Source organism: Nocardioides psychrotolerans, assembly GCF_900113685.1.
Lineage (GTDB): Bacteria > Actinomycetota > Actinomycetes > Propionibacteriales > Nocardioidaceae > Nocardioides > Nocardioides psychrotolerans.
The window spans coordinates 349,136-372,182 of the sequence record NZ_FOQG01000002.1; the positions used below are offsets into that span (position 1 = coordinate 349,136).

The following is a 23,047-nucleotide window of genomic DNA, read 5'->3' on the forward strand; positions in this document are numbered from 1 at the left end:
CTGGCCCAGACTACCCGCGTGGTCGCGGAGCCCATCGGTGGCGCCGTAGGCTGAAGTGAGACCACGCACCACGCAGGACCAGCCGAGAGGGACCCCCCACCCGATGAGCATGATGAAGCGCATCAGCCTGATCTTCCGGTCGAAGGCCAACAAGGCCCTCGACCGCGCCGAGGACCCCCGCGAGACGCTGGACTACAGCTACCAGCGCCAGCTCGACCTCCTCTCCAAGGTACGACGGGGCGTGGCCGACGTCGCCACCAGCCGCAAGCGCGTCGAGCTCCAGGTCGCCCAGCTCGAGCAGCAGGCCTCGAAATACACCGATCAGGCCGAGAAGGCGCTGAAGATGGACCGCGAGGATCTCGCTCGCGAGGCGCTGACCCGCAAGTCCGGCCTCCAGGGGCAGATCACCGACCTCAAGACCCAGCACGCCAACCTCCAGGCGGAGGAGGAGAAGCTCACCCTCGCCCAGCAGCGGCTGCAGGCCAAGGTCGAGTCGTTCCGCACCCGCAAGGAGACGATCAAGGCGACCTACACCGCCGCCGAGGCCCAGACGCGCATCAACGAGGCGATGTCCGGCATCGGTGACGAGATGGGCGACGTCGGCCAGGCGATCCAGCGCGCCGAGGACAAGACGGCGCAGATGCAGGCACGGGCAGGTGCCATCGACGAGCTGATCGCATCGGGTGCGCTCGACGACGCCTCCTCGGTCAACGCCGGTGACGACATCGCCCGCGAGCTCGAGGCCATGAGCTCGCAGTCCGACGTCGAGACCGAGCTCGCGCGCCTCAAGGGCCTCTCGGCTCCAGCGGCGCCCGACGCGATCGCCCCCGGCGCCCCCGCCGACAGCGACATCGTCGGCGAGCCGCGGACCGAGACCGAGGGCGAGAAGCCGCGCTGACGCCTCGCTGCCAGGGCTGACAGCGAGGCGCTCAGGAAACGCTTGGGAAGCCCCTGGACACTGGAGCCATGGCTCGCTCTCGGTTCATCGGTGACAAGGGGCTCACTGCCCGCATGACGCTCGTCATGTTCCTGCTCGGCGCGCTGTTCGTCGCGCTCGTGGTGGGGCTCGCATTGGCCGTGGGGGGCGGGCTGGGTGTCGTGATCGGCCTGGTCGGGATCGGCGTCGCGGTCTACCAGTGGTCTCGTTCGGACAAGATCGCCATGCGCGCGATGGGCGCCCGCGAGGTGACCCCCGAGCAGGCTCCCGAGCTGCACGGCATGATCGACCGGCTCTGTGCCCTGGCCGACATGCCCAAGCCCCGGGTCGGCATCGCCGACACCCACGTGCCCAACGCCTTCGCGACCGGGCGCTCGCCCGACCGCTCCGTCGTCTGCGTGACCACCGGCATCCTCCAGGTGCTGACCGTCGAGGAGCTCGAGGGCGTCCTGGCCCACGAGCTCTCCCACGTCGCGCACCGCGACGTGCTGGTGATGACCGTGGCCTCGTCGGCCGGCATCGCGGCCGGGATGCTCACGCAGGGCGCTCAGTACGGCGGCCTCGGCCTCCTCGGCGGCCGTCGCGAGAACAACAACGGGCTGCCCGTCTGGCTCGTGGTCCTCGTCGTCAGCCTGGTCGTCTACGCCGTCAGCTTCGTGCTTCTGCGCCTGCTCTCGCGCTACCGCGAGATGTCGGCGGACCGCGCCGGCGCCTACCTCACGATGAACCCAGGCGCCCTCGCCTCGGCCCTGCAGAAGATCACCGGGGAGATGAACACCATCCCCGAGCGCGACCTGCGTCAGGTCAGCGCCGCCAGCGCGTTGTGCATCGCACCGGCCATCCGCGGGGTGTCGCTCAGGACCCTCACCTCGACCCATCCCTCGCTGGAGCAACGCCTCGAGCAGCTCGCGCGGATTCAGGCCGAGCTGGGCCGGCCCACGGTCTGATGGCCGGCTTCTGGCAGTCGATCACCGGCCGGTCCCGGCCCAAGCAGGCCGACCTCGACGCGCTGTTCCTCGTGCCGAGCGCGGCGATCACGCTGCAGACGGCAGCCGGGCTGATGCCGACCGGCACCGGCTCGGTCTGCTACCGCGCCGCCCGCGGGGCCGGCTTCGCGGACACGCAGACCGACGTGCTCGAGCTGATCCGGGGGGCCGCCGACGCGCCCCGGGTCGAGGTGAGCGGTGATGAGTTCGGCTTCACCTGGCTGACCGTGCACCGCGACCCCGACGACACCGGTGGCCTGTGCACCGATCTCCACGCGGTCAACACGACCCTGGAGCTCGAGGGCTTCGGACCGTCCCTGCTGTGCTCGACCATCCCGTTCGAGGACTCCGCGGGTCGCCGCGTGGCGCTGGTCTACCTCTACAAGCAGGCCTCGTTCTACCCGTTCGCGCCCGCGGCCGGGCAGAGGCGCGACACCTTGCTGGAGCTGCAGGTCGGTGAGACGCTCGCGGCGGAGATCCCGGTGGAGAAGGACAAGTCGCGCTGGCTGGCCCTGTGGGGGACACCCGGGCTCTGAACCACGGGGGCGGCCGTACGCCCGCGCGACCTCGCTGGCGATGCAAGAATCGGGACCGTGACGACGACCGCCGAGCACGAGCGCCGCGCCTCCCACATCGCCGCTTACGACGTGCTGGACGGGCCGCCGCGGCGCGGCCTGCTGGCGGTGGTCGAGCTGGCCGCCAACATCTGCGACGTGCCGATGGCGACCATCAACCTGATCACCGACGTGGCCCAGCACCAGGTCGCCACCGTCGGCTTCGACGCGTCGGTGTGCCGTCGCGAGGACTCGATGTGCGCCGCGGTGCTCGACGCCGACACCCCCATCGTGGTGGCCGACGCCAGCCTCGACGCCCGCTTCTGCGACAACCCGTTCGTCACCGGGGCGATCGGGCACGTGCGGTTCTACGCCTCCCACAAGCTGACGACCCCGGCCGGCGTCAGCATCGGCACCCTGTGCGTCTTCGACACCGAGCCCCGCACGATCGACGCGACCCAGGTGGCCGCCCTCGCGACACTCGCCGAGCGGGTCGTCGACGTCCTGGAGCTGTCGCTGCGCAGCCGCCTGCTCGCGACCACGCTGGCCGAGGTCGAGGCGATGCGTGACGAGCTGACGGTCTCCAACGACCGGCTGGCGTCGTTCGCCGGGCAGGTCAGCCACGACCTCAAGACACCCCTGACCAGCGTGACCATGTCGTTGGAGCTGATCCGGGAGCAGCTCACCGCTGGTGGCAACGCCAAGGACGCGGCCTGGCTGATCGAGAGGGCGCTCAACGGCTCCGACCGGATGGCGACCCTGATCGACGACGTGCTCGGCTTCGCCAAGCTCGGCGGCACGCTCAACGTCAGCAACGTAGACCTCGGCGACGTGCTCACCGAGGTGCTCGTCGACCTCGGCGGGGCGCTCCAGGGTGCCTCGACGGTCATCGAGACCCTCCCGGTCGTGAAGGGCGACGCCGTCCAGCTGCGGGCGGTGCTGCAGAACCTCCTCAGCAACGCCGGCAAGTTCCGCGCCACCGACCGCACCCCGCGGGTCGAGGTCAGCGCGCGTCGGCGCGGTGACGTCTGGCGCGTCGAGGTCACCGACAACGGTCCGGGCGTCCCGGAGTCCGAGCGTGAGCGCGTCTTCGAACCCCTGGCCCGCGCGACCGAGAGCGTCGAGGGTTTCGGCATCGGGCTCGCGACCTGTCGTCGCGTGATCCAGGCGCACCACGGCCGGATCGGTCTCGACGGGGCCCGCGGTGGCGGGGCCGTCGCGTGGTTCGAGCTCCCGGCCTGATCTTCACCCGGCCGGTCGCACCGGTCGCAGTGGCTTAGTCGCGGTGCGACTTGCCCGGCAGGTCCAGCATCCGCTGCAGCGCCACGAGGGCGTCGCGCTCGGTGTCGTCGTCGACGTCGATCTGGTTGACGACGATCCCGTTGACCAGCGACTCCAGCGCCCACACCAGGTGGGGGAGGTCGATGCGGTTCATCGTCGAGCAGTAGCACACGTTTTTCTCGAGGAAGACGATGTTCTTGTCCGGGTGGGCGTTGGCGAGCCGCTTCACCAGGTTGAGCTCGGTGCCGATGGCCCACGTGGATCCGGCCGGCGCCGCATCGATCGTCTTGATGATGAACTCGGTCGAGCCGACCAGGTCTGCCTTGAGCACCACCTCGTGGGTGCACTCGGGGTGCACGAGGATCTGGATGTCCGGGATCGTCGCGCGCAGCTTGTCGACGACCTGCGGGGTGAAGCGTCCGTGGACCGAGCAGTGCCCCTTCCACAGGATCATGGTCGCGTCGCGCAGCTGCTCGACGGTGAGGCCGCCGTTCGGCTTCTGGGGGTCCCAGACGACGCAGTCGTCCAGCGTGTAGCCCATCTTGAGCACGGCGGTGTTGCGGCCGAGGTGCTGGTCGGGGAAGAAGAGGATCTTGCCGCCGCCCTCGAGGTGCGCCTTCTGGTCGAAGGCCCACTCGAGCGCTACCTCGGCGTTGGAGGAGGTGCACACGACACCGCCGTTGCGACCGCAGAACGCCTTGATGTCGGCGCTGGAGTTCATGTAGGTGACGGGCACGACGGCGTCCTGGACACCGGCCTCGGCCAGTGCGTCCCAGGCGTCCTCGACTTGCGTCAGCACCGCCATGTCGGCCATCGAGCAGCCGGCGGCGAGGTCGGGCAGGACCACCTTCTGGTGGGGGCCGGTGAGGATGTCGGCCGACTCGGCCATGAAGTGCACGCCGCAGAAGACGATGTACTCCGCCTCCGGGCGACCGGCCGCGTCGCGGGCGAGCTTGAAGGAGTCACCGGTGACGTCGGCGAACTGGATGACCTCGTCGCGCTGGTAGTGGTGGCCCAGCACGAAGACCTTGTCGCCCAGCGCCTCCTTGGCCGCTCGCGCACGTTCGACGAGGGCAGGGTCCGAGGCCGCCGGAAGGTCGCCGGGGCACTCCACCCCACGCTCGGCACCGAGGTCGGTGCCGCGGCCCAGCGGCAGGAGGGGCAGGTCGACAGTCGTCATGGCTGGATCCTAGTTCGCTCGGATAGCCCGTCAGAGGAGGGCACCGTGGTGAACGTACGGCGACGGGGGTGCCATTCCCCGCAGCCCGAGATAGCCCTCCTGGTGGAGCTCCAGACGCGCGGCCAGTCCGACGTCGATCGCCCACTCGTTGGCGGTCGTGAGGTGGTGGACGGTCTGCTCGGGACCGCCGTCGGCGATGGCCGTCCACAGCAGCCGGGTCGCCGTGGTGCGGTTGGTCGCGGCCAGGAGCTGCACGCTGCCGCCCGCCGCGAGGTAGGCGTAGCCCGAGCCGGTCGTGGTGTCGGAGACGATCGGTCGCCACAGGTGCTGCATCAGCGGGTGGTCGACGCCGTGGGCGGCGCCGCGCACCTGCCGGTCGATGGAGTCCATCAGGTCGGTGTCGGCGGCCGCGCCCTCCCGCACCTTCTCGACGACCGGGATGGCGGAGCGGTCGACGGTGCCGCTCAGGTGCATCTGCGGGTGCAGCGAGAACCCCGCGAGCCGGTAGCGGCGCACGGCCCTCGGGTCGCTCGAGGACGACAGCATCCCGCGCAGGCACCCGCGACCGTGGTGCAGCGCCGCCTCGAGAAGGGCCCGCCCGACGCCACGGGCCTGCTGGCCCGGCAGCACGGCGTACGTCGCGAGGCACCAGGTCTTGTCGCGCACGAAAGAGGTCGCCATCCCGATCAGGCCGCTCTCGTCGTCGGCCACCCAGCAGCCACCGGGGTCGATCTCGAGGAAGTGCCGGGTCCGCAGGACCCACGCCTCGCTCCGTGCGGGGGGCCGGGTCTGCGGCTCGGGCGAGGCCCGCCGCGCCGTGCGCCGGTCGAGCTCCAGGAAGCTCTCGGCGCTGAGGCGTTCGGCAGCCCGGACATCGGCGGGCAGCATCGGCCGGATCGTCACCTCGGTCATGAGATGACCCTAGGTGCCCGCCGGGGGTGGGGTCCGACAAGATGGCGGCATGCGAGTCCTGGTGGCGCCCGATAAGTTCGCGGGCACGTTGACCGCCGTCGAGGCGGCCGACGCGATCGCCGAGGGCTGGCACCGCCACTCTCCTGGCGACGAGCTCGACCTGGCTCCCATGGCCGACGGTGGTCCCGGCTTCGTCGACGTCCTGCACGCCAGCCTCGGCGGCGAGCTGAGCGCCATGACCGTCGAGGGGCCTTTCGGCACCCCGGTCCCGGCCACGCTGCTGGTGATCGGCGACACGGCCTACATCGAGACCGCCCAGGCGTGCGGGCTGCACCTGACCAAGGGTGAGGGCGTCGAGTTCGCCACCACGATCGGGGTGGGTGAGCAGCTCCTCGCCGCCCTCGGCGCCGGGGTCCGCACCATCGTGGTGGGGCTCGGCGGCAGCGGCACCAACGACGGCGGCGGCGGGCTGCTCGAGGCGCTCGGAGCCCTCGGTGACGCCCCGCTCGACTGCGGTCCGGTGAACTTCGCGGGCGTGACGCGGGTCGACCTGGAGCCGGCGCGCCGGCGCATCGGCGACGTCGTGCTGGTCGCGGCCACCGACGTCGACATCCCGCTGACCGGTCTCTTCGGTGCCACCAAGACCTTCGGCCCCCAGAAGGGCGTCGCCGAGGACCGCCTGGTCCTGGTCGACGGCTGGCTGGAGGATCTCGCCAACGCGACCGACCGTCGTACCTCGCTGGAGAAGGGGGCCGGGGCCGCCGGAGGACTGGGCTTCGCCCTGATGCTGCTCGGCGCGACCCGCACCCCCGGGATCGACCTGGTCGTCGACGCGGTCGACCTGCGCGAGCGCGCCCGCCGCGCCGACCTGGTCATCACCGGCGAGGGCGCGTTCGACTTCTCCAGCCGTTCCGGCAAGGTGCCCTACGGCGTCGCGTCGGTCGCCGAGCAGGCCCTGCGGCCCTGCGTGGCGCTGGCCGGGCAGGTCCTGGTCGGCTCGCGGGAGATGCGGGCGCTCGGCGTCGAGTCGGCCTACTCGCTGGTCGACCTGGTGGGGGAGGAGCGGGCCTTCGCCGACCCCGCCGGCTCGTTGGCCGACCTGGCGGCACGTGTGGCACGCACCTGGTCGCACTGACCCGGAGCGTTCGGGGAATACCGACCCGTGTGCGACCATTGAACTAGGTAACACACCCCCGCACCACGGACTTGGGAGTCATCACATGACCGAGCAGCTCGAGACCATCGAAGAGCGCCGCACCGACCAGATCAACCTGAGCACGGTCGCGGCCGGCAAGGTGAAGAGCCTCCTCGAGCAGGAGGGTCGCGACGACCTGCAGCTGCGGATCTCCGTCCAGCCCGGCGGCTGCAGCGGCCTGCGCTACCAGCTCTTCTTCGACGAGCGCACCCTCGACGGCGATGTCGTCACGTCCTTCGACGAGGTCAACGTCGTCGTTGACCGGATGAGCGTTCCCTACCTCAACGGCGCGATGATCGACTTCGTCGACTCGATCGAGAAGCAGGGCTTCACCATCGACAACCCCAACGCGACCGGTTCGTGCGCCTGCGGAGATTCTTTCCACTGATCGCAGGGAAGCATCCTCGAGCGAGGACAATCCTGACCTCACAGCAACGCCCCCGACGGAATCCGTCGGGGGCGTTCGCGTGTCTCCGGTGCGTCAGTCCAGGTGCAGGTGCAGCGCGTTGGCGATCCGGGTCGCGGCGTCGGAGATGCGGATCTCGCGCTTGGCCACCTCGCGCGGGAAGTCCTCGAAGTGGATGCTGGGGGCCGGCTGGACGGCGCTGCGAGCGGCCTGCTCCAGGCGGGTCTCGAGGCCGAGGTTGCGGCCGGCGGCCTGGCAGTCGGCGGCCATGTCGGTGGGGCTGGCGAGGTCCTCGTACGGCGTCATGCTGCGACGCTATTGGCTACTCGGGCGTAGCCCCAGCACTACCCGTCGGTAGTCTTCCGTGCCATGACGTCTGGGTCTCTCCTCATCGCCGGTTCCATCGCCACCGACCACCTGATGACCTTCGGGGGGAAGTTCGAGGACTCGCTGGTCGTCGAGCAGCTCGACAAGCTCTCGGTGTCGTTCCTGGTCAACGACCTCGAGATCCGGCGTGGGGGAGTCGCTCCCAACATGTGCTTCGGCCTGGGCCGCCTCGGGCTGCGCCCCGTGCTGGTCGGATCGGCCGGCGAGGACTTCGGTGACTACCGCTCCTGGCTGGAGCGTCACCACGTCGACTGCGACTCGGTGCACATCTCCCAGACCCTCCACACCGCACGCTTCGTCTGCACGACCGACTCGACGATGGCGCAGTTCGCCTCGTTCTACCCCGGCGCCATGAGCGAGGCCCGCCAGATCGAGCTGGCCCCGATCGTGGAGCGCGTCGGCGCCCCCGCCTTCGTCCTGATCGGCGCCGACGACCCCGACGCGATGCGGCGCCACACCCACGAGTGCCGCCAGCGCGACTACCCCTTCATCTCCGACTGCTCCCAGCAGCTCGCCTTCTCGGGCGGCGAGCTGATCCGCGACCTCATCGACGGCGCCGCGATCCTCTTCTCCAACGAGTACGAGTCGCACATGATCGAGCAGAAGACCGGCTGGTCGGACGACGAGATCCTCTCGCGTGTGGGTTTCCAGGTCACCACGCTGGGCGCCCAGGGCGTCCGGATCACCGGTGAGAAGCTCGCGACGATCGAGGTCGCGGCCGCCAGAGGAGTCACCGCCATCGAGCCCACCGGTGTGGGTGACGCCTTCCGCTCCGGCTTCCTTGCCGGCATGGCGTGGGAGCTCGGGCTGGAGAGCGCGGCGCAGGTCGGCTGCGTGCTTGCCGCCTACGTCGTCGAGACCGTCGGGACCCAGGAGTACTCCTTCACCCACGAGCAGTTCGTGGCGCGGGTCGAGGAGTCCTACGGCGCCGCCGCCGCCGACGCGGTGGCCGCCCACCTCTGATCGGCAACGGCCCGGTCAGCTAGACGGCGCGGCGTACGAGGAAGCGCGGCGCACCGTCGGTGGCGACGTCCTCGCCGACGTACTCATGACCGCGCATGCGGCACCACGCCGGTACGTCGTGGCGTGCGGCCACGTCGGTCGCCACCACGGCGAGCACGTGCCCGACCGCGATGTCGCCCGCGTGCCGGGCCAGCTCGATGATCGGCAGCGGGCACATCATCGCCCGGCAGTCGAGCTCGAGGGCGACCTCCTCGGGCCGGCTGGTCACAGGCCGACGTCCGCGCGGAGGTCGGCCACGGTGGAGGGCAGCACCTCGAGGAAGGCGTCGACGTCGGCCTCGGTCGTGTTGCGTCCGAGCGAGAGCCGCACGTTGCCGTGGGTGAGGGCGCCCATCGCGGCGAGCACGTGGCTGGGCGCCAGCGTGGAGGCCGTGCACGCCGATCCGCTCGCGATGCCGAAGCCGCGGCGGTCGAGGGCGTGCACGAGCGCCTCGCCGTCGACGTAGAGGAAGGAGAAGGTCACCAGGTGGGGGAGCCGGTCGACCGGGTCGCCCACGACGTCGGTGTCGGGGATCCTCGCCACCGAGGCGCGGACCCGGTCGACGAGCGCGGCGTGGCGCGCGTTGAGGCTCGCGCGCTCCGCGACGACCGCCTGGAGCGCCGCGGCGGCGCCCAGCGCGGCCGGCACGTTCTCGAAGCCGCTGGTGCGATCGTCGACGCGGTCGTCGCGGGGGAACGGGCTGGACCATCGCACGCCCTTGCGCACCAGGAGGACACCCACCCCGGCGGGACCGCCCCACTTGTGGGCCGACGCGGCCGCAGCGGACCAGCCGTGGGGGAGCGGGGTGCGGCCCGCGGAGGCGCATGCGTCCATGAACAGGGGTACGCCGTCGAGACGGTCGGCAATCTCACTGACCGGCTGCGTCGTCCCGACCTCGTGGTTGGCGGCCTGGACCGCGACGACGGCTGCGCCGTCGGCCCGAGCGAGGAGCTCCGGCACGAGCACGCGTCCGTGTGCGTCGACCGGCGCGGCATCGTGATCGTCGCCGGTCCACGCTGCCGCATGGAGCACGGCGGAGTGCTCGACCGCGGTGTGGACGATGCGTCGACCGACCCTGGCGCGGGCGCGGTGCAGGCCCAGCAGACCGCGGTGCACGGCGTCGGTGCCGGACGCCGTGAACGTCACCTCGTCGGGTCGCACGCCGAGTCCCTCGGCCACCACGGCACGCGCGTTGTCGAGCAGGAGCCGCGCACTGCGGCCGGGTCGGTGCAGGCGCCGCGGATCGCCGTACCCCTGGTCCAACGCGGCCAGCAAGGTCTCACGTGCGGCAGGGTGGAGAGGCTCGGACGAGGCCGCGTCGAGGTAGCGCGGCGGCGGGGTGGGCGACCCCTGCGCGGCATTTGTCACACCGGGAGATTAGCGGTGCCCCGGACGGGGATCTCAGGTTGCGTTCAGATACTGTGTAGAACAATCGTGACCCCCTGAGAGGAAGGCTCGTACGTGAGTCTGCAACTCCCTGAGCGCAGGGACAGATCCGGCACGTTCCACCGCCGGTTGACGCTCCTCGCCCTGTTCGGCATCAGCCTCATCACCCTCACCGGGTGTTCCTCCGAGAGCAGGGGGGAGTGGGAACGTCTGGCCATGCCCGACCCGGCAACAGTGGAGGGGGAGTCGACCCTCGCGCTGTGGCAGGGCGCGTGGATCGCGGCCCTGATCACGGGGGTCTTCGTCTGGGGCCTCATCTTCTACGCCGTCGTCAAGTTCCGTCGCCGCAGCGACGACGAGATCCCGGTGCAGACGCGCTACAACCTGCCGCTCGAGATCTTCTACACGATCTTCCCGATCATCATGGTCGTCGTTTTCTTCTCTCACACCGTGCGCGTCCAGAACGTCGTCCTCGACGACTCACCGCCCGACAACACGATCACCGTGGTCGGGCAGCAGTGGACGTGGACCTTCAACCACCCCTACGACAACCAGAACGTCTATGTGAGCGGCGACGGCAACGTCATCCCGACCCTCGTGCTGCCGGTCGACGAGACCACCCGCTTCGAGCTGCGCACCCCTGACGTGATCCACGACTTCGGCGTCCCCGGCTTCCTGATCAAGATGGACGTCATGCCGGGCCAGGAGAACCACTTCCAGGTCACGCCCAAGCGCATCGGCACCTACGCCGGCAAGTGTTACGAGCTCTGCGGTGTCTACCACTCGCGGATGCTCTTCAACGTCGAGATCGTCTCCCGAGCCGACTACGACACCTACCTCCAGGGGCTCGAGGACGCGGGCGACGTGACCGACGAGCCGATCCTGGGTGGTGCCTACGCCAACGAGCAGGTCGGCCTGGACCCCACTGACGCCGAGGAGGCAGACCAGTGACCACCACCGCAGCCCGTCCGTCCGACATGACGGTGACCCGCAAGCCGCTGGGTCAGCAGCTGGTCCGCATCATGACCACGACCGACCACAAGCTGATCGGAAAGCTCTACCTGATCACGTCGTTCGTGTGGTTCATGATCGGCGGCCTGATGGCCATGCTGATCCGCTCGGAGCTGGCCTTCCCCGGTCAGCAGGTCGTCAACGAGGAGCTCTACAACCAGCTCTTCACGATGCACGGCACGATCATGCTGCTGCTGTTCGCCACGCCGTTGTTCTTCGGGTTCGCCAACGTGATCATGCCGATCCAGATCGGCTCGCCCGACGTCGCGTTCCCCCGACTCAACATGTTCAGCTACTGGCTGTTCCTCTTTGGCGGCCTCATCGCCGCCTCCGGCTTCCTGACGCCCCAGGGCGCGGCCGACTTCGGCTGGTTCGCCTACACACCGCTGTCCGACGCGGTGCGCTCGCCGGGTGTCGGTGGTGACCTGTGGATCATGGGCCTGTGGATGGCCGGCCTCGGCACCATCCTGGGTGCGGTCAACTTCATCACCACGATCATCTGCATGCGCGCGCCCGGCATGACGATGTTCCGGATGCCTATCTTCGTCTGGAACACCCTGGTCACCAGCCTGCTCGTGCTGATCGCCTTCCCGGTGCTCGCTGGTGCCCTGCTCTCGCTCGAGGCCGACCGCCTGCTCGGCGCCCACGTCTTCGACACCGCCCACGGCGGCGCGATCCTGTGGCAGCACCTGTTCTGGTTCTTCGGGCACCCCGAGGTCTACATCATCGCGCTGCCGTTCTTCGGCATCGTGACCGAGATCCTGCCGGTCTTCAGCCGCAAGCCGATCTTCGGCTACGTCGGCCTGGTCGGCGCCACGCTCGGCATCGCGATCCTCTCGGTCGCCGTGTGGGCCCACCACATGTTCGTCACCGGTGCGGTCAACCTGCCGTTCTTCTCCGGCATGACGTTCCTCATCGCGGTCCCGACCGGAGTGAAGTTCTTCAACTGGATCGGCACGATGTGGGGGGGATCTCTGTCCTTCGACACCCCGATGCTGTGGTCGATCGGCTTCCTCACGACCTTCCTGTTCGGCGGGTTGACCGGCATCATCCTGGCCTCGCCGCCCCTGGACTTCCAGGTCTCCGACTCCTACTTCGTGGTGGCGCACTTCCACTACGTCGTCTTCGGCACCGTCGTGTTCGCGATGTTCGCTGGCTTCTACTTCTGGTGGCCCAAGATGACCGGCCGGATGCTCGATGAGCGCCTGGGCAAGATCCACTTCTGGCTGCTCTTCGTGGGCTTCCACCTGACGTTCCTGGTCCAGCACTGGCTCGGGGTCGAGGGCATGCCGCGTCGCTATGCCGACTACCTGCCCGGCGACGGCTTCACGACGCTCAACCAGATCTCCACGATCGGAGCGTTCCTGCTCGGCGCCTCGACGCTGCCCTTCCTCTACAACGTCTACATCTCGCGTCGGGCTCCGCTCGTCGAGGTCGACGACCCCTGGGGCTGGGGACGCTCGCTCGAGTGGGCCACCAGCTGCCCGCCGCCGCGGCACAACTTCGTCACGATCCCGCGGATCCGCTCGGAGTCCCCGGCCTTCGACCTCCATCACCCGGAGATCGCGGCCATCGAGCTCGACGACAACACCGCTGCCCGTGACGGCAAGTTCGCCGACGCCCCCGACATGGAGGGTCGCGAGCAGCTGCTGCGCGACAACATCGACGAGCAGAAGAAGGGCGAGTCCTGATGAAGTCCGAGACCTGGATCTTCGCGATCTGCACCGTCTTCTTCGTGCTGGTGACCCCGGCCTACTGGTTCGTCACGGCCGGTTCCGACCAGGGCGGTGACTGGACGGGCACCTCGGCACTGACCATGACGGCGCTGCTGACCCTGATGATCGCCCTCTACCTCGGCTTCCACGCCAAGAAGATGGACGCCCGCCCCGAGGACCGCAAGGACGCCGAGATCGCGGACGGTGCCGGCGAGCTCGGTTTCTTCCCGCCCTACTCCTGGTGGCCCCTGTGGTGCGGCGCCACCCTCGGTGTGATGGTGCTCGGGATCGCGGCCAGCGCGTGGTGGATGTTCATCATCGGCACCGCGCTCGGCGCGATCGCGCTCAGCGGGCTGGTCTTCGAGTACTACCGCGGAGAGCACGCTCACTGATCCCTGGATCTGAAGGAGACCGGGTTAGGCTGATGACATCGGCCTGGCCCGGTCTTTCTGCTTCACACGTCGTCATCACGGGAGTCTCACCATGATCAGCCGCCGCTCGGCCGGTGCCTCTGCGCTTGCCCTCAGCTGCTTCGCCTTCGCTGCCTGCGACGCCGGAGTCGCGCTGCCGGGCGCCTTCTCCGACGATCCGTCCTCGGACGCGCCCAGCGCCGGCGGATCGCCGAGCGAGGCCGCTGTGGTCGGCGTGATCGCGACGAACATCCCGCGGGGCGGGGACGTCCAGCCTGTCGACAAGGTCGTCAAGGTGTCCGCCAAGGACGCCAGGCTGACCTCCGTCACCGTGACCTCGGAGGCCGGTGACCTGCCCGGCACCCTGGCCCGCAACGGCTCCCGCTGGACCGCCGACGAGCTGCTCGAGCCCGGCGCCTCCTACACCGTCCGTGCAGTCGCCGAGGGCGCCAACGGCGAGACGATCCGTCGTACGACGCAGTTCGCGACGCAGGCACTCACCCTGGACGACCAGACCTACCCCTCGGTGGCACCGCTCGGCGGTGAGACCGTCGGGGTCGGCATGCCCGTGGTCGTGACCTTCGACCTGCCCGTGAGCGACCGGGCGGCCTTCGAGAAGCGCATGGAGGTCACCGCCACCCCGGCCCAGCCCGGTGCCTGGCACTGGCTCAACGACAACGAGGTGCACTACCGCCCCGCGAAGTACTGGAAGCCGGGCACCGAGGTCTCCGTCGACGTCGACATCAACGGCGTCGACGCCGGCAACGGGATCTATGGCCAGGAGGACCGCGTCGTCGACTTCGAGGTCGGGGACGCCAACGTCTACAAGGTCGACGCCGCTTCGTACCAGATGGAGGTGTTCTCCAACGGAGAGCTCCTCCGGACGATCCCGATCACCACGGGCAAGCCCGGCTTCACGACCCGGTCGGGCACCAAGGTCATCATCGAGAAGTTCGAGAGCAAGCGGATGAACTCCGAGACGGTCGGCATCCCCGCCGGCAGCGCCGAGGCCTACGACATCGACAACGTGCAGTGGGCGATGCGGGTGACCTACTCCGGTGAGTTCATCCACGCGGCTCCGTGGTCGGTGGGCTCCCAGGGCAACGCCAACGTCTCCCACGGCTGCACCGGCTTGAGCACCGAGGACGCCGCCTGGCTCTACGCGATGACTCGTCGCGGCGACGTCGTGGAGTACACCGGCACCGACCGGCCCATGACCTTCGACAACGGCTACGGCGACTGGAACATGTCCTTCAACGACTACCGCAAGGGCTCCGCTCTCAGCTGAGCCGCCTGGCGCGCACACCCGCTGCCCGGCAGTGGGACCCCCTGGGGGCTGGACCGGGTGTCGCATGGCATCCGGCTCCTGAGTCCCCGTCGTGCGCCGACTCGGCGGTGCAACATCGCGCCGACTCGGCGGTGCGCGGGGGAGTGGTGCTGGCGAAATGACGAACGGCCCCGCCTGACACGAGGTCAGGCGGGGCCGCTCGGATGGATCAGTGGTCGCCGCGCAGGTTCTCCCCGTCGACCGAGTGGTGTCCGTCGAACTGGTGCCCGTCCGCCGCGTGACCTTCCAGCGACGCCTGGAGCTCATGGGCGTCGTCGGCGTGGTGGTGCGCCGCCTCGACCTCCGCGGCGGTCGGGGGCTGGACGTTGTCGGCATACATCAGCGTGGAGAGGCGGCCGCGCAGTCCGTCGAGACGCCCGCCCTTCTCGTCGAGACCGTTGCTGTCGGTCGCCGCGTTGGGAGAGTAGACCTCGTTGCGCTCGCGAGCGGTCAGGGTGTAGGCCGAGGTCTCGCTGATCGGCAGGTGACGCTCGGAGTAGCCGCCCTCGGCCGAGCGCATGATGATGCCCGTCTCGTAGCCGTGGAGGAGCTTGTCCTCGTCGTGACGCTGCAACGAGATGCACCAACGCCGCGTGATCATGAACGCGATGACCGGACCGATGAACACCGCTCCACGCATGAAGTAGGTGATCTGGTTGATGCTCAGGTGCAGCTTGATCGCGATGATGTCGTTGCCGCCCGCGGCCCACATCAGGCCGTAGAAGGTCATCAGCGCCACCATGACGGCCGTGCGGGTCGGGGCGTTGCGGGGACGCTCGAGCAGGTGGTGGTCGCGCTTGTCCCCGCTGATCCACGACTCGATGAACGGCAGCAGCAGCAGGATCGTGAACATCAGGCCGGGCAGCACGATGATCGGGAGGAAGACGTTCCAGGAGAGGGTGACGCCTAGGAAGTGCGACTCCCAGCCCGGCATGATGCGCAGCGCACCATCGGGCCAGCCCATGTACCAGTCAGGTTGGGACCCTGCGGTGACCTTGGTCGGGTCGTAGGGTCCGAACTTCCAGATGGGGTTGATGGACAACAGCCCACCCATGATGGAGGAGACGCCGAAGACGATGAAGAAGAAGCCGCCGGCCTTGGCCGCGTAGACGGGGAGCATCGGGAAGCCGACGACGTTCTCCTCGGTGCGTCCGGGACCGGGCCACTGGGTGTGCTTGTGGTAGACGAGCAGCAGCATGTGGGCTGCGATCAGGGCCAGCAGGATGCCGGGGATCAGCAGCACGTGGACGGTGTAGAGGCGCGGGATGATCGACTCACCCGGGAACTCGCCACCGAACAGGAAGAACGACATGTAGGTGCCGACCACGGGCATCGACTTCATGAAGCCGTCGGCCGCGCGGATGCCGGTGCCGGAGAGCAGGTCGTCGGGCAGCGAGTAGCCGGTGAAGCCCTCGAGGGTGCCGAGGAGGAGCAGCAGGCAGCCGATGACCCAGTTGAGCTCGCGCGGCTTGCGGAAGGCGCCCGTGAAGTAGACGCGGAGCAGGTGGATCATCATCGAGGCGATGAAAATCAGCGCTGCCCAGTGGTGCATCTGCCGCATGAGCAGGCCACCACGGACGTCGAAGGAGAGCTTGAGGCTCGAGGCGTAGGCCTCGGACATCGCCACGCCACGCAGCGGGTTGTAGGAGCCCTGGTATTCGACCTCGCCCATGCTCGGGGTGTACCAGAGCGTGAGGAAGACCCCGCTCAGGAGCAGGACCACGAAGCTCCACAGAGCGATCTCGCCGAGCATGAAGGACCAGTGGTCGGGGAAGACCTTGCGCAGGTTCTTCTTCGCCAACCCGGCCAGGCCCAGGCGCTCGTCGGCCCAGTTGGCGACGGCGCCGGCCTTGCCCGGCTTCTTCGGGGTTGCCGGCTCCCCGGCATTGCTGTCCGCGACCTTGCTGGTGTCCACGCTCATCAGCCACGCTCCCAAAAGCTCGGACCCACCGGCTCGGTGAAGTCACTCTGTGCCATGAGGAAACCCTCCTCATCGACCATCAAGGGCAGCTGCGGAAGAGATCGCGCAGCGGGGCCAAAGACAACTTTACCGGAGTCGGCAAGGTCGAAGGTCGACTGATGGCAAGGGCAAAGCAGGTGGTGGGTCTTGCGTTCGTTGAGCGAGATCGGGCACCCGACGTGGGTGCAGATCTTGGAGTAGCAGACGATGCCGTCGATGGACCAGTTCTCGCGGCCCTTGGCCACGGTGATGTCCGAGGGGTCCATGCGCAGCAGGATGACCGCGGCCTTGGACTTGGCGACCTGCAGCTCGACCCCCTCGAGGACGTGGTCACCTTCCTCGTCGACGGCGAAGATGATCTCGGGCTCGGCGTTGACGAGGTCACCGATCTCGATGTCGGCGACGTTGATCGGGGTGCCGACGACGTCGCGGACCACGCGCATGCGCGGCTTCCAGACGGTGGAGTAGAGCTTGTCTCCCGGCAAGGGACCGAGGTCGCGCAGCATCACGACGGCGGGCAGGCCGAGCAGGCCGACGGCGCCGAGCAGCGAGTTGCGCACGAGCGGGCGGCGCCCGATGCCCGACTCCTCGAGGCCCAGGCTGAGCGCCTCGAGCGTGCCCTCGCGGTCCTCGTCGGAGGAACGGGCCGGGTGACGCATCTCGACGATCTCGTGGTCACCCATGAGCTTGCGGGCCCACTGGATGATGCCGACGCCGATGAGCAGCAGGGCCATGCCGAGGGTGAAGCCCAGGGCGACGGTCGAGGCGCCGAAACCAGCGAACGTCGTGTGGTTGTCACCGACCTTCAGGGCGAAGTAGGACACCATGAAGAGCAGCACGAAGACCGAGGACAGCATGAACATCGCGGCCACCTGGCGCTCGGCGCGCTTGGCCAGGCCCTCGTCCACGTCGGTCGGGCGCCACAGGTGCGGTGGCAGGCCCGGGTCGGGGATCGCCGGGACGTTCCCCGTGGCGGGAACCTCGGTCTTCACCGGGGTCATGTCGTCGTGTGCGTCGCTCACGCGTCCGCTCCCTTCGAGGGCTGCTTGGTCGTGCGCGTGGTGTGGGCCGCGATCCAGATCGCGAACCCGACCAGCCCGCCGATGCCCACGACCCACCCGAAGAGCCCCTCGCTGACGGGGCCGAGGCCGCCGAGGCCGAACCCGCCGTACTCGGGCTGGTTACGGATGGTCTCGATGTAGGCGATCACGTCGCGCTTCTCCTCGGGCGAGATATTGCCGTTGGAGAACGAGTCCATATTGCCAGGACCGGTCAACATCGCCTCGTAGATGTGCTCCGGGGTGGTGTTGAGGATGCTGGGCGCCTGGCCGCCACGGGGCATCGCGCCGCCGTTGCCACCGAAGTTGTGGCACGCCGTGCAGTTGGTCAGGAAGATCTGGCCACCGCGGGAGATGGCCTCCTCGCGATCGGCGTCGCTCATGCCCTCGAGGCTGTAGTCGCTCTCGTTGGGGACCGCCGGGCCGGGACCGAAGGTGGCGACGTACGCCGCCAGCGCAGCCGTCTCCTCCTCGTCGAAGATGCGCGCCTTGACCGCGCTCTGCTGGCCCGGCTGGGCCATCGGCATCCGGCCGGTGGCGACCTGGAAGTCGACGGCGGCGGCGCCGACGCCGGCCAGCGGGGGACCGTACTGGGTGCCGTTGACGGTCACGACGCCCTCGCCGTTCTTGCCGTGGCAGAAGGCACAGCTGACCAGGAAGAGCTCGCGGCCCTCGGCGACGAGAGCGTCGTTGCTCTCCGCAGAGCCGGCCTGGGCGGGCGCGAAGGCGGAGTAGAGGCTGCCCGTCAGGACGAGGCCGAGGAGCATCAGGACGAGTCCCGCCAGGCGACCTCGGCGGTGCCGGGAGAGTCGACCTGCGGTTCGGTTCAGGAGGCGCACGTGGGAGTCCTTGCGGGTCACTTGATGAGGTAGATCGTGGCGAACAGCCCGATCCACACGACGTCGACGAAGTGCCAGTAGTAGGAGACGACGATCGCGCTGACCGCCTGCTCGTGGGTGAACCTGCGGGCGATGTAGGTGCGGCCGAGCACGAAGAGGAAGGCGATCAGGCCACCCGTCACGTGGATGCCGTGGAAGCCCGTCGTGAGGTAGAACATCGTGCCGTAGGCCGAGTCCGGGATCGTGATGCCTTCCTGGATGAGCTCGGCGTACTCGATGGCCTGCCCGGCGATGAAGATCGCGCCCATGGTGTAGGTCAGGATGAACCACTCGCGCAGTCCCCAGCCCTTGATGTCGAAGACGCCGCCCTTGCGGCCGACCTGGCCGCGCTCGGCGGCGAAGACGCCCAGCTGGCAGGTCAGCGAGGACAGCACCAGGATCGTGGTGTTGATCGCCGCGAACGGGACGTTCAGCACCTCGGTGTTCTGGGCCCAGAGGTCCGTGCTCACCGCCCTGATGGTGAAGTACGACGCGAAGAGGGCAGCGAAGAACATCAGCTCACTGGAGAGCCAGATGATCGTCCCCACCGCGACCATGCTCGGGCGGTCGTGGTGCCCGTGAAGTCGTGATGCCGGAATAGGTGCTGGAGCAGTCGTCGCCACGCAGTCATTATGTCTGGCACCTGGTCCTGAGGGCACCCCGACCCCCTCACTAAGAGGGTCATAAACTTCACATCGTGCCCGGACCGCTGATCATCACCGCCCTCTCGGGCTCCCAGACCCTGCCGGCGCCCTCCTTCGAGGGCTTCTTCACCCAGTGGTCCCTGGCGCCCCTGCCCCTCGTGATCACGGTGTGGGGGGTGGGCCTCTACGTGCTGGGCGTGGTCACGCTGCGTCGCCGGGGCGACCGCTGGCCGGTGGGGCGGACGATCGCCCACGGCGTCGGCATGGGGGTGTTCTATGTCGCAACCTCGTCTGGTCTAGCCGCCTACGACACCACGCTGCTGAGCCTGCACATGGTGCAGCACATGCTCCTCTCGATGGTCGTCCCGCTGGCCCTGGCGCTCGGCGCGCCCGTCACCCTGGCCCTGCGCACGCTTCCCGCCCGACCGCGGCGCTGGCTGCTCGTCGTACTGCACTCGCGGGTGGCGAAGGTGTTGTCCTTCCCGCCGCTGACCTTCCTGCTCTACGTGATCTCGCCGTGGGCGCTCTACTTCTCCGGCTGGTACGACGCCTCGCTCGACTCCGTCTACGTGCACGAGATGATGCACGTGCACCTCGTGGCTGTCGGGACGCTCTTCTTCTGGCCGCTGATGGGCATCGACCCGCTGCCCGGGCGCGTGGGCTACCCGTTCCGGGTGCTGCTGACCGTGCTCACGCTGCCGTTCCACGCGTTCCTCGGCGTCACGATCATGAGTCAGGAGATGCTGCTCGGCGGCGACCACTACCCCGGGCTCGCCGACGGCCCGATGGGCTCGTGGCTGCCGGACGCTTTCGACGACCAGCAGCTGGCCGGGGGGATCCTGTGGGGCGCGGGCGACCTCGTGGGGCTGACGTTCTTCGCCGTGCTGTTCACCCAGTGGGTGCGCTCCTCCATGCAGGAGGCGAAGCGCGAGGACCGGCGGCTCGACCTGGCGGAGCGCCGCGAGGCGAGACAGTCCCGCGAGGCCCGCGACGAGGCGCTCACGCGGGGGGAGTGACCTCGATCCGGGTGACCCGCCGTCCGGCCATCTCGACGACGTCGAGACGCACCCCGTCGACGCTCGTGGCGTCCCCGACCACGGGGATCCGGCCGAGTCGGGCGATCACGAAGCCGGCCACCGTCTCGTAGTCACCGTCGACGAGCGCGACGCCCGTGCGTCGGGCGAAGTCCTCGATGGTGAGGCCACCGTCGACGATCCTGGAGCCGGGCAGGTCGGTGTCGCCGCGCTCGGGGGAGTCGTACTCGTCGCGGATCTCCCCGATGATCTCCTCGACCAGGTCCTCGAGGGTCACGATTCCGTAGGTCCCGCCGTACTCGTCGACGACGACCGCCAGGTGGGTGCCGCCCTTGCGCATCGTGGCCACCGCAGGCAGGACCAGGTTGGTCGAGGGCAGCATCAGCACCTCGCGCTGCAGCTCACGCACGACGCGGGTGTCCGTGAGCTGCACATCCAGCAGGTCGCGGGCGTGCAGGAAGCCGGTCACGTGGTCGAAGCCACCCTCGATCACGGGGTAGCGGGAGAAGGGGCGCGCACGCACGAAGGCGATGGCATCCCGCAACGGGGTGGCCGCCTCGATGAACGCGACCTCGCTGCGCGGCCGCATCGTCTCCTTGAGGGTGCTCTGCCGGGCGGCGAAGACGTCGCCCAGGATCTGGCGCTCCTGCTCGCCGAGCGCCTCGTGGGTGGAGACGATGTCGCGGACCTCCTCCTCTGACAGCTGCTCGCTGGCGGCGGACGGGTCCCCGCCGAGCAGTCGCACGAGGGCGTTGGTGGAGAGCGAGAGCAGCCAGATGAAGGGGCGCATGAAGGCCGCGAAGCGGTCCAGCGGCGGTGCGACGACCACGGCGAGCTGGGCCGACTTCTGCAGCGCGAGCCGCTTGGGGACGAGCTCACCGAGCACGAGGGAGAGATAGGCGATCACGAGCGTCATGACCACCAGCGCCGCCGTGTCAGCGGCTCCGTCGGGAAGCCCGAGGTCGACGAGGTAGGGCGCCACATCGGGCGCGAGCGTCGATCCGCCGTACGCCGCGGAGAAGAAGCCGGCCACCGTCACGCCGATCTGGACGGCAGCGAGGAAGCGGTTGGGGTTGCGCGCCACCGAGGCGACCTTGGCGCCGCGGCTGCCGGAGCGCTCCAGCTGGGTGAGCTGGCTCTCGCGGAGCGACACCAGCGCGATCTCCGTGGCCGCGAAGACGCCGCCCACGAGGACGAAGACCAGCACCAGGCCGAAGTTGAGGAGAGTCTGGAAGTCCATGATGCCGGGAGGCTAGCGATCTCACCTGAGAGCGTGCTGGACGGCACTGCCGTGCCCGACGGGTCGAGCGGTAGCATGCCGGACGTGAGCGACTCGACGACGAACCGCAAGCTCAAGGTCCTGGTCTACAGCGACGACGTCAACGTGCGGCAGCAGGTGATCCTGGCCCTGGGGCGTCGACCCCACCCGGACCTCCCGGAGCTGACCTATGTCGAGGTGGCGACCGAGCCGGTGGTCATCCAGAACATGGACGCGGGCCACATCGACCTCGTGATCCTCGACGGCGAGGCCGTCCCCGCGGGGGGCATGGGCATCGCCAAGCAGCTCAAGGACGAGATCTACCGCTGCCCACCGGTCATCGTGCTGACCGGCCGACCGCAGGACGCCTGGTTGGCGACCTGGTCGCGGGCCGAGGCCGCCGTGCCTCACCCCATCGACCCGATCCAGCTGGCCGAGTCCGTGATCGCGCTGCTGCGCGCTCGCGTGTCTGCCTGACCCCCGTCGGCACCCCTCACATGACCACGTGGCCCGACGTCCTGTCTGCCCTCGTGGCGGGCCAGGACCTGTCCGCCGACCAGACGGCCTGGGCGATGGGCGAGATCGTCTCCGGCAGTGCCACCCCGGCGCAGGTCGCCGGCTTCGCGGTCGCGTTGCGGGCCAAGGGTGAGACCAGCGACGAGGTGACCGGCCTGGTCGAGGCGATGTTTGCCGCCGCCACGCCGATCACCGTCGAGGGCCGGCTGCTCGACATCGTGGGCACCGGTGCCGACCGCTCAAACTCGGTCAACATCTCCACGATGGCCGCCATCGTCGCCGCCGGAGCGGGTGCGCGCGTCGTCAAGCACGGCAACCGCTCCGCGTCGTCCCAGTCCGGCTCCGCCGACGTGCTCGAGCACCTCGGGATCCGCCTCGACCTGCCCGCCGACCGCGTCGCTGCGTTGGCCATCGAGGCCGGCATCACGTTCTGCTTCTCCGCAGCGTTCCACCCCGGCATGCGCCACACCGCCGTGCCCCGCCGTGAGCTGGGGATCGGCACCACCTTCAACATCCTCGGCCCGCTGGCGAACCCGACGAAGCCCGGCTCACAGGCGATCGGCTGCGCCGACGCGCGCATGGCGCCCGTGATGGCCGGCGTCTTCGCGCAGCGCGGCGTCGACGCGTGGGTCTTCCGCGGTGACGACGGGCTCGACGAGCTCACCATCTCCACGACCTCGTCGGTGTGGGTCGTCCACGAGGGTGTCGTCACGACCGCATCAGTGGATCCCCAGGACTACGGCATCGCGATCTCGCCGGCCGAGTCGCTGCGCGGTGGGGACCCGGCGCACAACGCCGACGTCGTACGACGGGTGCTGGCGGGGGAGCCCGGCGCGCCGCGCGACGCGGTGGTCCTCAACGCCGGTGCGGCGATGGCGGTCTACGACTCACCTCACCTCCCTGTCGAGGAGGGGCTCGCCGCGGGCATCGCGAAGGCCGTCTCGGCCATCGACTCCGGCGCTGCCGAGGCGACGCTCGAGCGCTGGATCGCTGCGTCGTCCGCGTAGGGC

24 protein-coding genes are annotated in these 23,047 nt (G+C 69.2%); 14 read left to right on the top strand and 10 right to left on the bottom strand.

Translation table 11 applies throughout. The annotated features are described in order from the left end of the window. The first annotated feature begins 103 nt into the window (after window positions 1-103). From BM204_RS03840 to BM204_RS03855, 4 genes are all read left to right on the top strand, one after another. On the top strand, window positions 104-898 hold the full coding sequence (locus tag BM204_RS03840) for a PspA/IM30 family protein (RefSeq protein WP_091110519.1): 795 nt from the start codon (window positions 104-106) through the stop codon (window positions 896-898). A gap of 68 nt (window positions 899-966) precedes the next feature. Beyond that, entirely contained in the window at window positions 967-1,884 is a 918-nt protein-coding gene (gene htpX, locus BM204_RS03845; RefSeq protein ID WP_091110521.1) for a zinc metalloprotease HtpX, read from the top strand. Beyond that, the gene (pspAB, locus tag BM204_RS03850; RefSeq protein ID WP_091110523.1) at window positions 1,884-2,459 is read left to right on the top strand and encodes a PspA-associated protein PspAB; all 576 of its coding nucleotides are present in this window, start codon (window positions 1,884-1,886) and stop codon (window positions 2,457-2,459) included. The genes htpX and pspAB overlap by 1 nt, the downstream gene beginning before the upstream one ends. 57 nt (window positions 2,460-2,516) lie before the next feature. Next, window positions 2,517-3,719, top strand: coding sequence for a GAF domain-containing sensor histidine kinase (locus BM204_RS03855; RefSeq protein ID WP_091110524.1), 1,203 nt, complete (start codon window positions 2,517-2,519; stop codon window positions 3,717-3,719). A gap of 34 nt (window positions 3,720-3,753) precedes the next feature. Here the strand turns inward: BM204_RS03855 and nadA are convergent, their stop codons facing one another. Beyond that, on the bottom strand, window positions 3,754-4,938 hold the full coding sequence (gene nadA / locus BM204_RS03860; RefSeq protein WP_091110525.1) for a quinolinate synthase NadA: 1,185 nt from the start codon (window positions 4,936-4,938) through the stop codon (window positions 3,754-3,756). Window positions 4,939-4,968: 30 nt separating this feature from the next. Continuing rightward, complete coding sequence (locus tag BM204_RS03865; RefSeq protein ID WP_091110528.1) at window positions 4,969-5,850, bottom strand: GNAT family N-acetyltransferase; 882 nt, start codon at window positions 5,848-5,850, stop codon at window positions 4,969-4,971. Window positions 5,851-5,899: 49 nt separating this feature from the next. Here BM204_RS03865 and BM204_RS03870 point away from each other — a divergent pair, with 49 nt between their 5' ends. Both BM204_RS03870 and erpA read left to right on the top strand, forming a co-directional pair. Further along, a complete protein-coding gene (locus BM204_RS03870; protein WP_091110529.1) occupies window positions 5,900-6,985 on the top strand; it encodes a glycerate kinase family protein in 1,086 nt (361 codons plus the stop codon). Window positions 6,986-7,070: 85 nt separating this feature from the next. Then, window positions 7,071-7,433: an iron-sulfur cluster insertion protein ErpA gene (erpA, locus tag BM204_RS03875; protein ID WP_091110531.1), complete on the top strand. Its 363-nt coding sequence runs from the start codon at window positions 7,071-7,073 to the stop codon at window positions 7,431-7,433. Window positions 7,434-7,526: 93 nt separating this feature from the next. Here erpA and BM204_RS03880 read toward each other — a convergent pair whose 3' ends face one another. Next, window positions 7,527-7,757 (bottom strand): hypothetical protein, encoded by a 231-nt coding sequence (locus BM204_RS03880; protein WP_091110533.1) that lies wholly within the window; start codon window positions 7,755-7,757, stop codon window positions 7,527-7,529. Window positions 7,758-7,820: 63 nt separating this feature from the next. Here BM204_RS03880 and BM204_RS03885 point away from each other — a divergent pair, with 63 nt between their 5' ends. After that, entirely contained in the window at window positions 7,821-8,801 is a 981-nt protein-coding gene (locus tag BM204_RS03885; protein ID WP_091110535.1) for a carbohydrate kinase family protein, read from the top strand. Window positions 8,802-8,820: 19 nt separating this feature from the next. Here the strand turns inward: BM204_RS03885 and BM204_RS03890 are convergent, their stop codons facing one another. Further along, window positions 8,821-9,069 carry a sulfurtransferase TusA family protein gene (locus tag BM204_RS03890; RefSeq protein WP_246165890.1) on the bottom strand — a complete coding sequence of 83 codons (249 nt, stop codon included), beginning with the start codon at window positions 9,067-9,069 and terminating at the stop codon, window positions 8,821-8,823. Next, window positions 9,066-10,208 carry a cysteine desulfurase family protein gene (locus BM204_RS03895; protein ID WP_091110536.1) on the bottom strand — a complete coding sequence of 381 codons (1,143 nt, stop codon included), beginning with the start codon at window positions 10,206-10,208 and terminating at the stop codon, window positions 9,066-9,068. The genes BM204_RS03890 and BM204_RS03895 overlap by 4 nt, the downstream gene beginning before the upstream one ends. Window positions 10,209-10,301: 93 nt before the next feature. Here BM204_RS03895 and ctaC point away from each other — a divergent pair, with 93 nt between their 5' ends. From ctaC to BM204_RS03915, 4 genes are all read left to right on the top strand, one after another. After that, window positions 10,302-11,177, top strand: a complete 876-nt coding sequence (ctaC, locus tag BM204_RS03900) for an aa3-type cytochrome oxidase subunit II (protein WP_091110538.1) — start codon at window positions 10,302-10,304, stop codon at window positions 11,175-11,177. A 26-nt stretch (window positions 11,178-11,203) separates the two neighbouring features. Continuing rightward, window positions 11,204-12,928 carry an aa3-type cytochrome oxidase subunit I gene (ctaD, locus tag BM204_RS03905; protein ID WP_091110728.1) on the top strand — a complete coding sequence of 575 codons (1,725 nt, stop codon included), beginning with the start codon at window positions 11,204-11,206 and terminating at the stop codon, window positions 12,926-12,928. After that, entirely contained in the window at window positions 12,928-13,344 is a 417-nt protein-coding gene (locus BM204_RS03910) for a cytochrome c oxidase subunit 4 (RefSeq protein ID WP_091110539.1), read from the top strand. The genes ctaD and BM204_RS03910 overlap by 1 nt, the downstream gene beginning before the upstream one ends. A gap of 91 nt (window positions 13,345-13,435) precedes the next feature. Then, window positions 13,436-14,650 (top strand): L,D-transpeptidase, encoded by a 1,215-nt coding sequence (locus BM204_RS03915; RefSeq protein ID WP_091110541.1) that lies wholly within the window; start codon window positions 13,436-13,438, stop codon window positions 14,648-14,650. 208 nt (window positions 14,651-14,858) lie between these two features. Here BM204_RS03915 and qcrB read toward each other — a convergent pair whose 3' ends face one another. The 4 genes from qcrB to ctaE are packed head-to-tail and all read right to left on the bottom strand — an operon-like array spanning window position 14,859 to window position 19,244. After that, window positions 14,859-16,610, bottom strand: coding sequence for a cytochrome bc1 complex cytochrome b subunit (gene qcrB / locus BM204_RS03920; protein WP_091110542.1), 1,752 nt, complete (start codon window positions 16,608-16,610; stop codon window positions 14,859-14,861). Beyond that, window positions 16,610-17,671 carry a cytochrome bc1 complex Rieske iron-sulfur subunit gene (gene qcrA, locus BM204_RS03925; RefSeq protein WP_307725882.1) on the bottom strand — a complete coding sequence of 354 codons (1,062 nt, stop codon included), beginning with the start codon at window positions 17,669-17,671 and terminating at the stop codon, window positions 16,610-16,612. Before qcrA ends, qcrB begins: the two co-directional genes overlap by 1 nt. Then, window positions 17,668-18,546: a cytochrome bc1 complex diheme cytochrome c subunit gene (gene qcrC, locus BM204_RS03930; RefSeq protein WP_439895885.1), complete on the bottom strand. Its 879-nt coding sequence runs from the start codon at window positions 18,544-18,546 to the stop codon at window positions 17,668-17,670. The genes qcrA and qcrC overlap by 4 nt, the downstream gene beginning before the upstream one ends. A gap of 17 nt (window positions 18,547-18,563) precedes the next feature. Next, complete coding sequence (gene ctaE / locus BM204_RS03935) at window positions 18,564-19,244, bottom strand: aa3-type cytochrome oxidase subunit III (RefSeq protein ID WP_439895886.1); 681 nt, start codon at window positions 19,242-19,244, stop codon at window positions 18,564-18,566. Between the two features lie 38 nt (window positions 19,245-19,282). On the opposite strand from ctaE, the gene BM204_RS03940 reads away from it, so the two are divergent. Continuing rightward, a complete protein-coding gene (locus BM204_RS03940; RefSeq protein WP_246165895.1) occupies window positions 19,283-20,245 on the top strand; it encodes a cytochrome c oxidase assembly protein in 963 nt (320 codons plus the stop codon). Here BM204_RS03940 and BM204_RS03945 read toward each other — a convergent pair. Next, entirely contained in the window at window positions 20,229-21,503 is a 1,275-nt protein-coding gene (locus BM204_RS03945) for a hemolysin family protein (RefSeq protein WP_091110545.1), read from the bottom strand. The genes BM204_RS03940 and BM204_RS03945 overlap by 17 nt on opposite strands. Window positions 21,504-21,578: 75 nt before the next feature. On the opposite strand from BM204_RS03945, the gene BM204_RS03950 reads away from it, so the two are divergent. Next, window positions 21,579-21,998, top strand: a complete 420-nt coding sequence (locus BM204_RS03950) for an Rv3143 family two-component system response regulator (RefSeq protein WP_091110735.1) — start codon at window positions 21,579-21,581, stop codon at window positions 21,996-21,998. A 20-nt stretch (window positions 21,999-22,018) separates the two neighbouring features. Next, complete coding sequence (gene trpD, locus BM204_RS03955) at window positions 22,019-23,044, top strand: anthranilate phosphoribosyltransferase (RefSeq protein ID WP_091110547.1); 1,026 nt, start codon at window positions 22,019-22,021, stop codon at window positions 23,042-23,044. Window positions 23,045-23,047 lie beyond the last annotated feature (3 nt).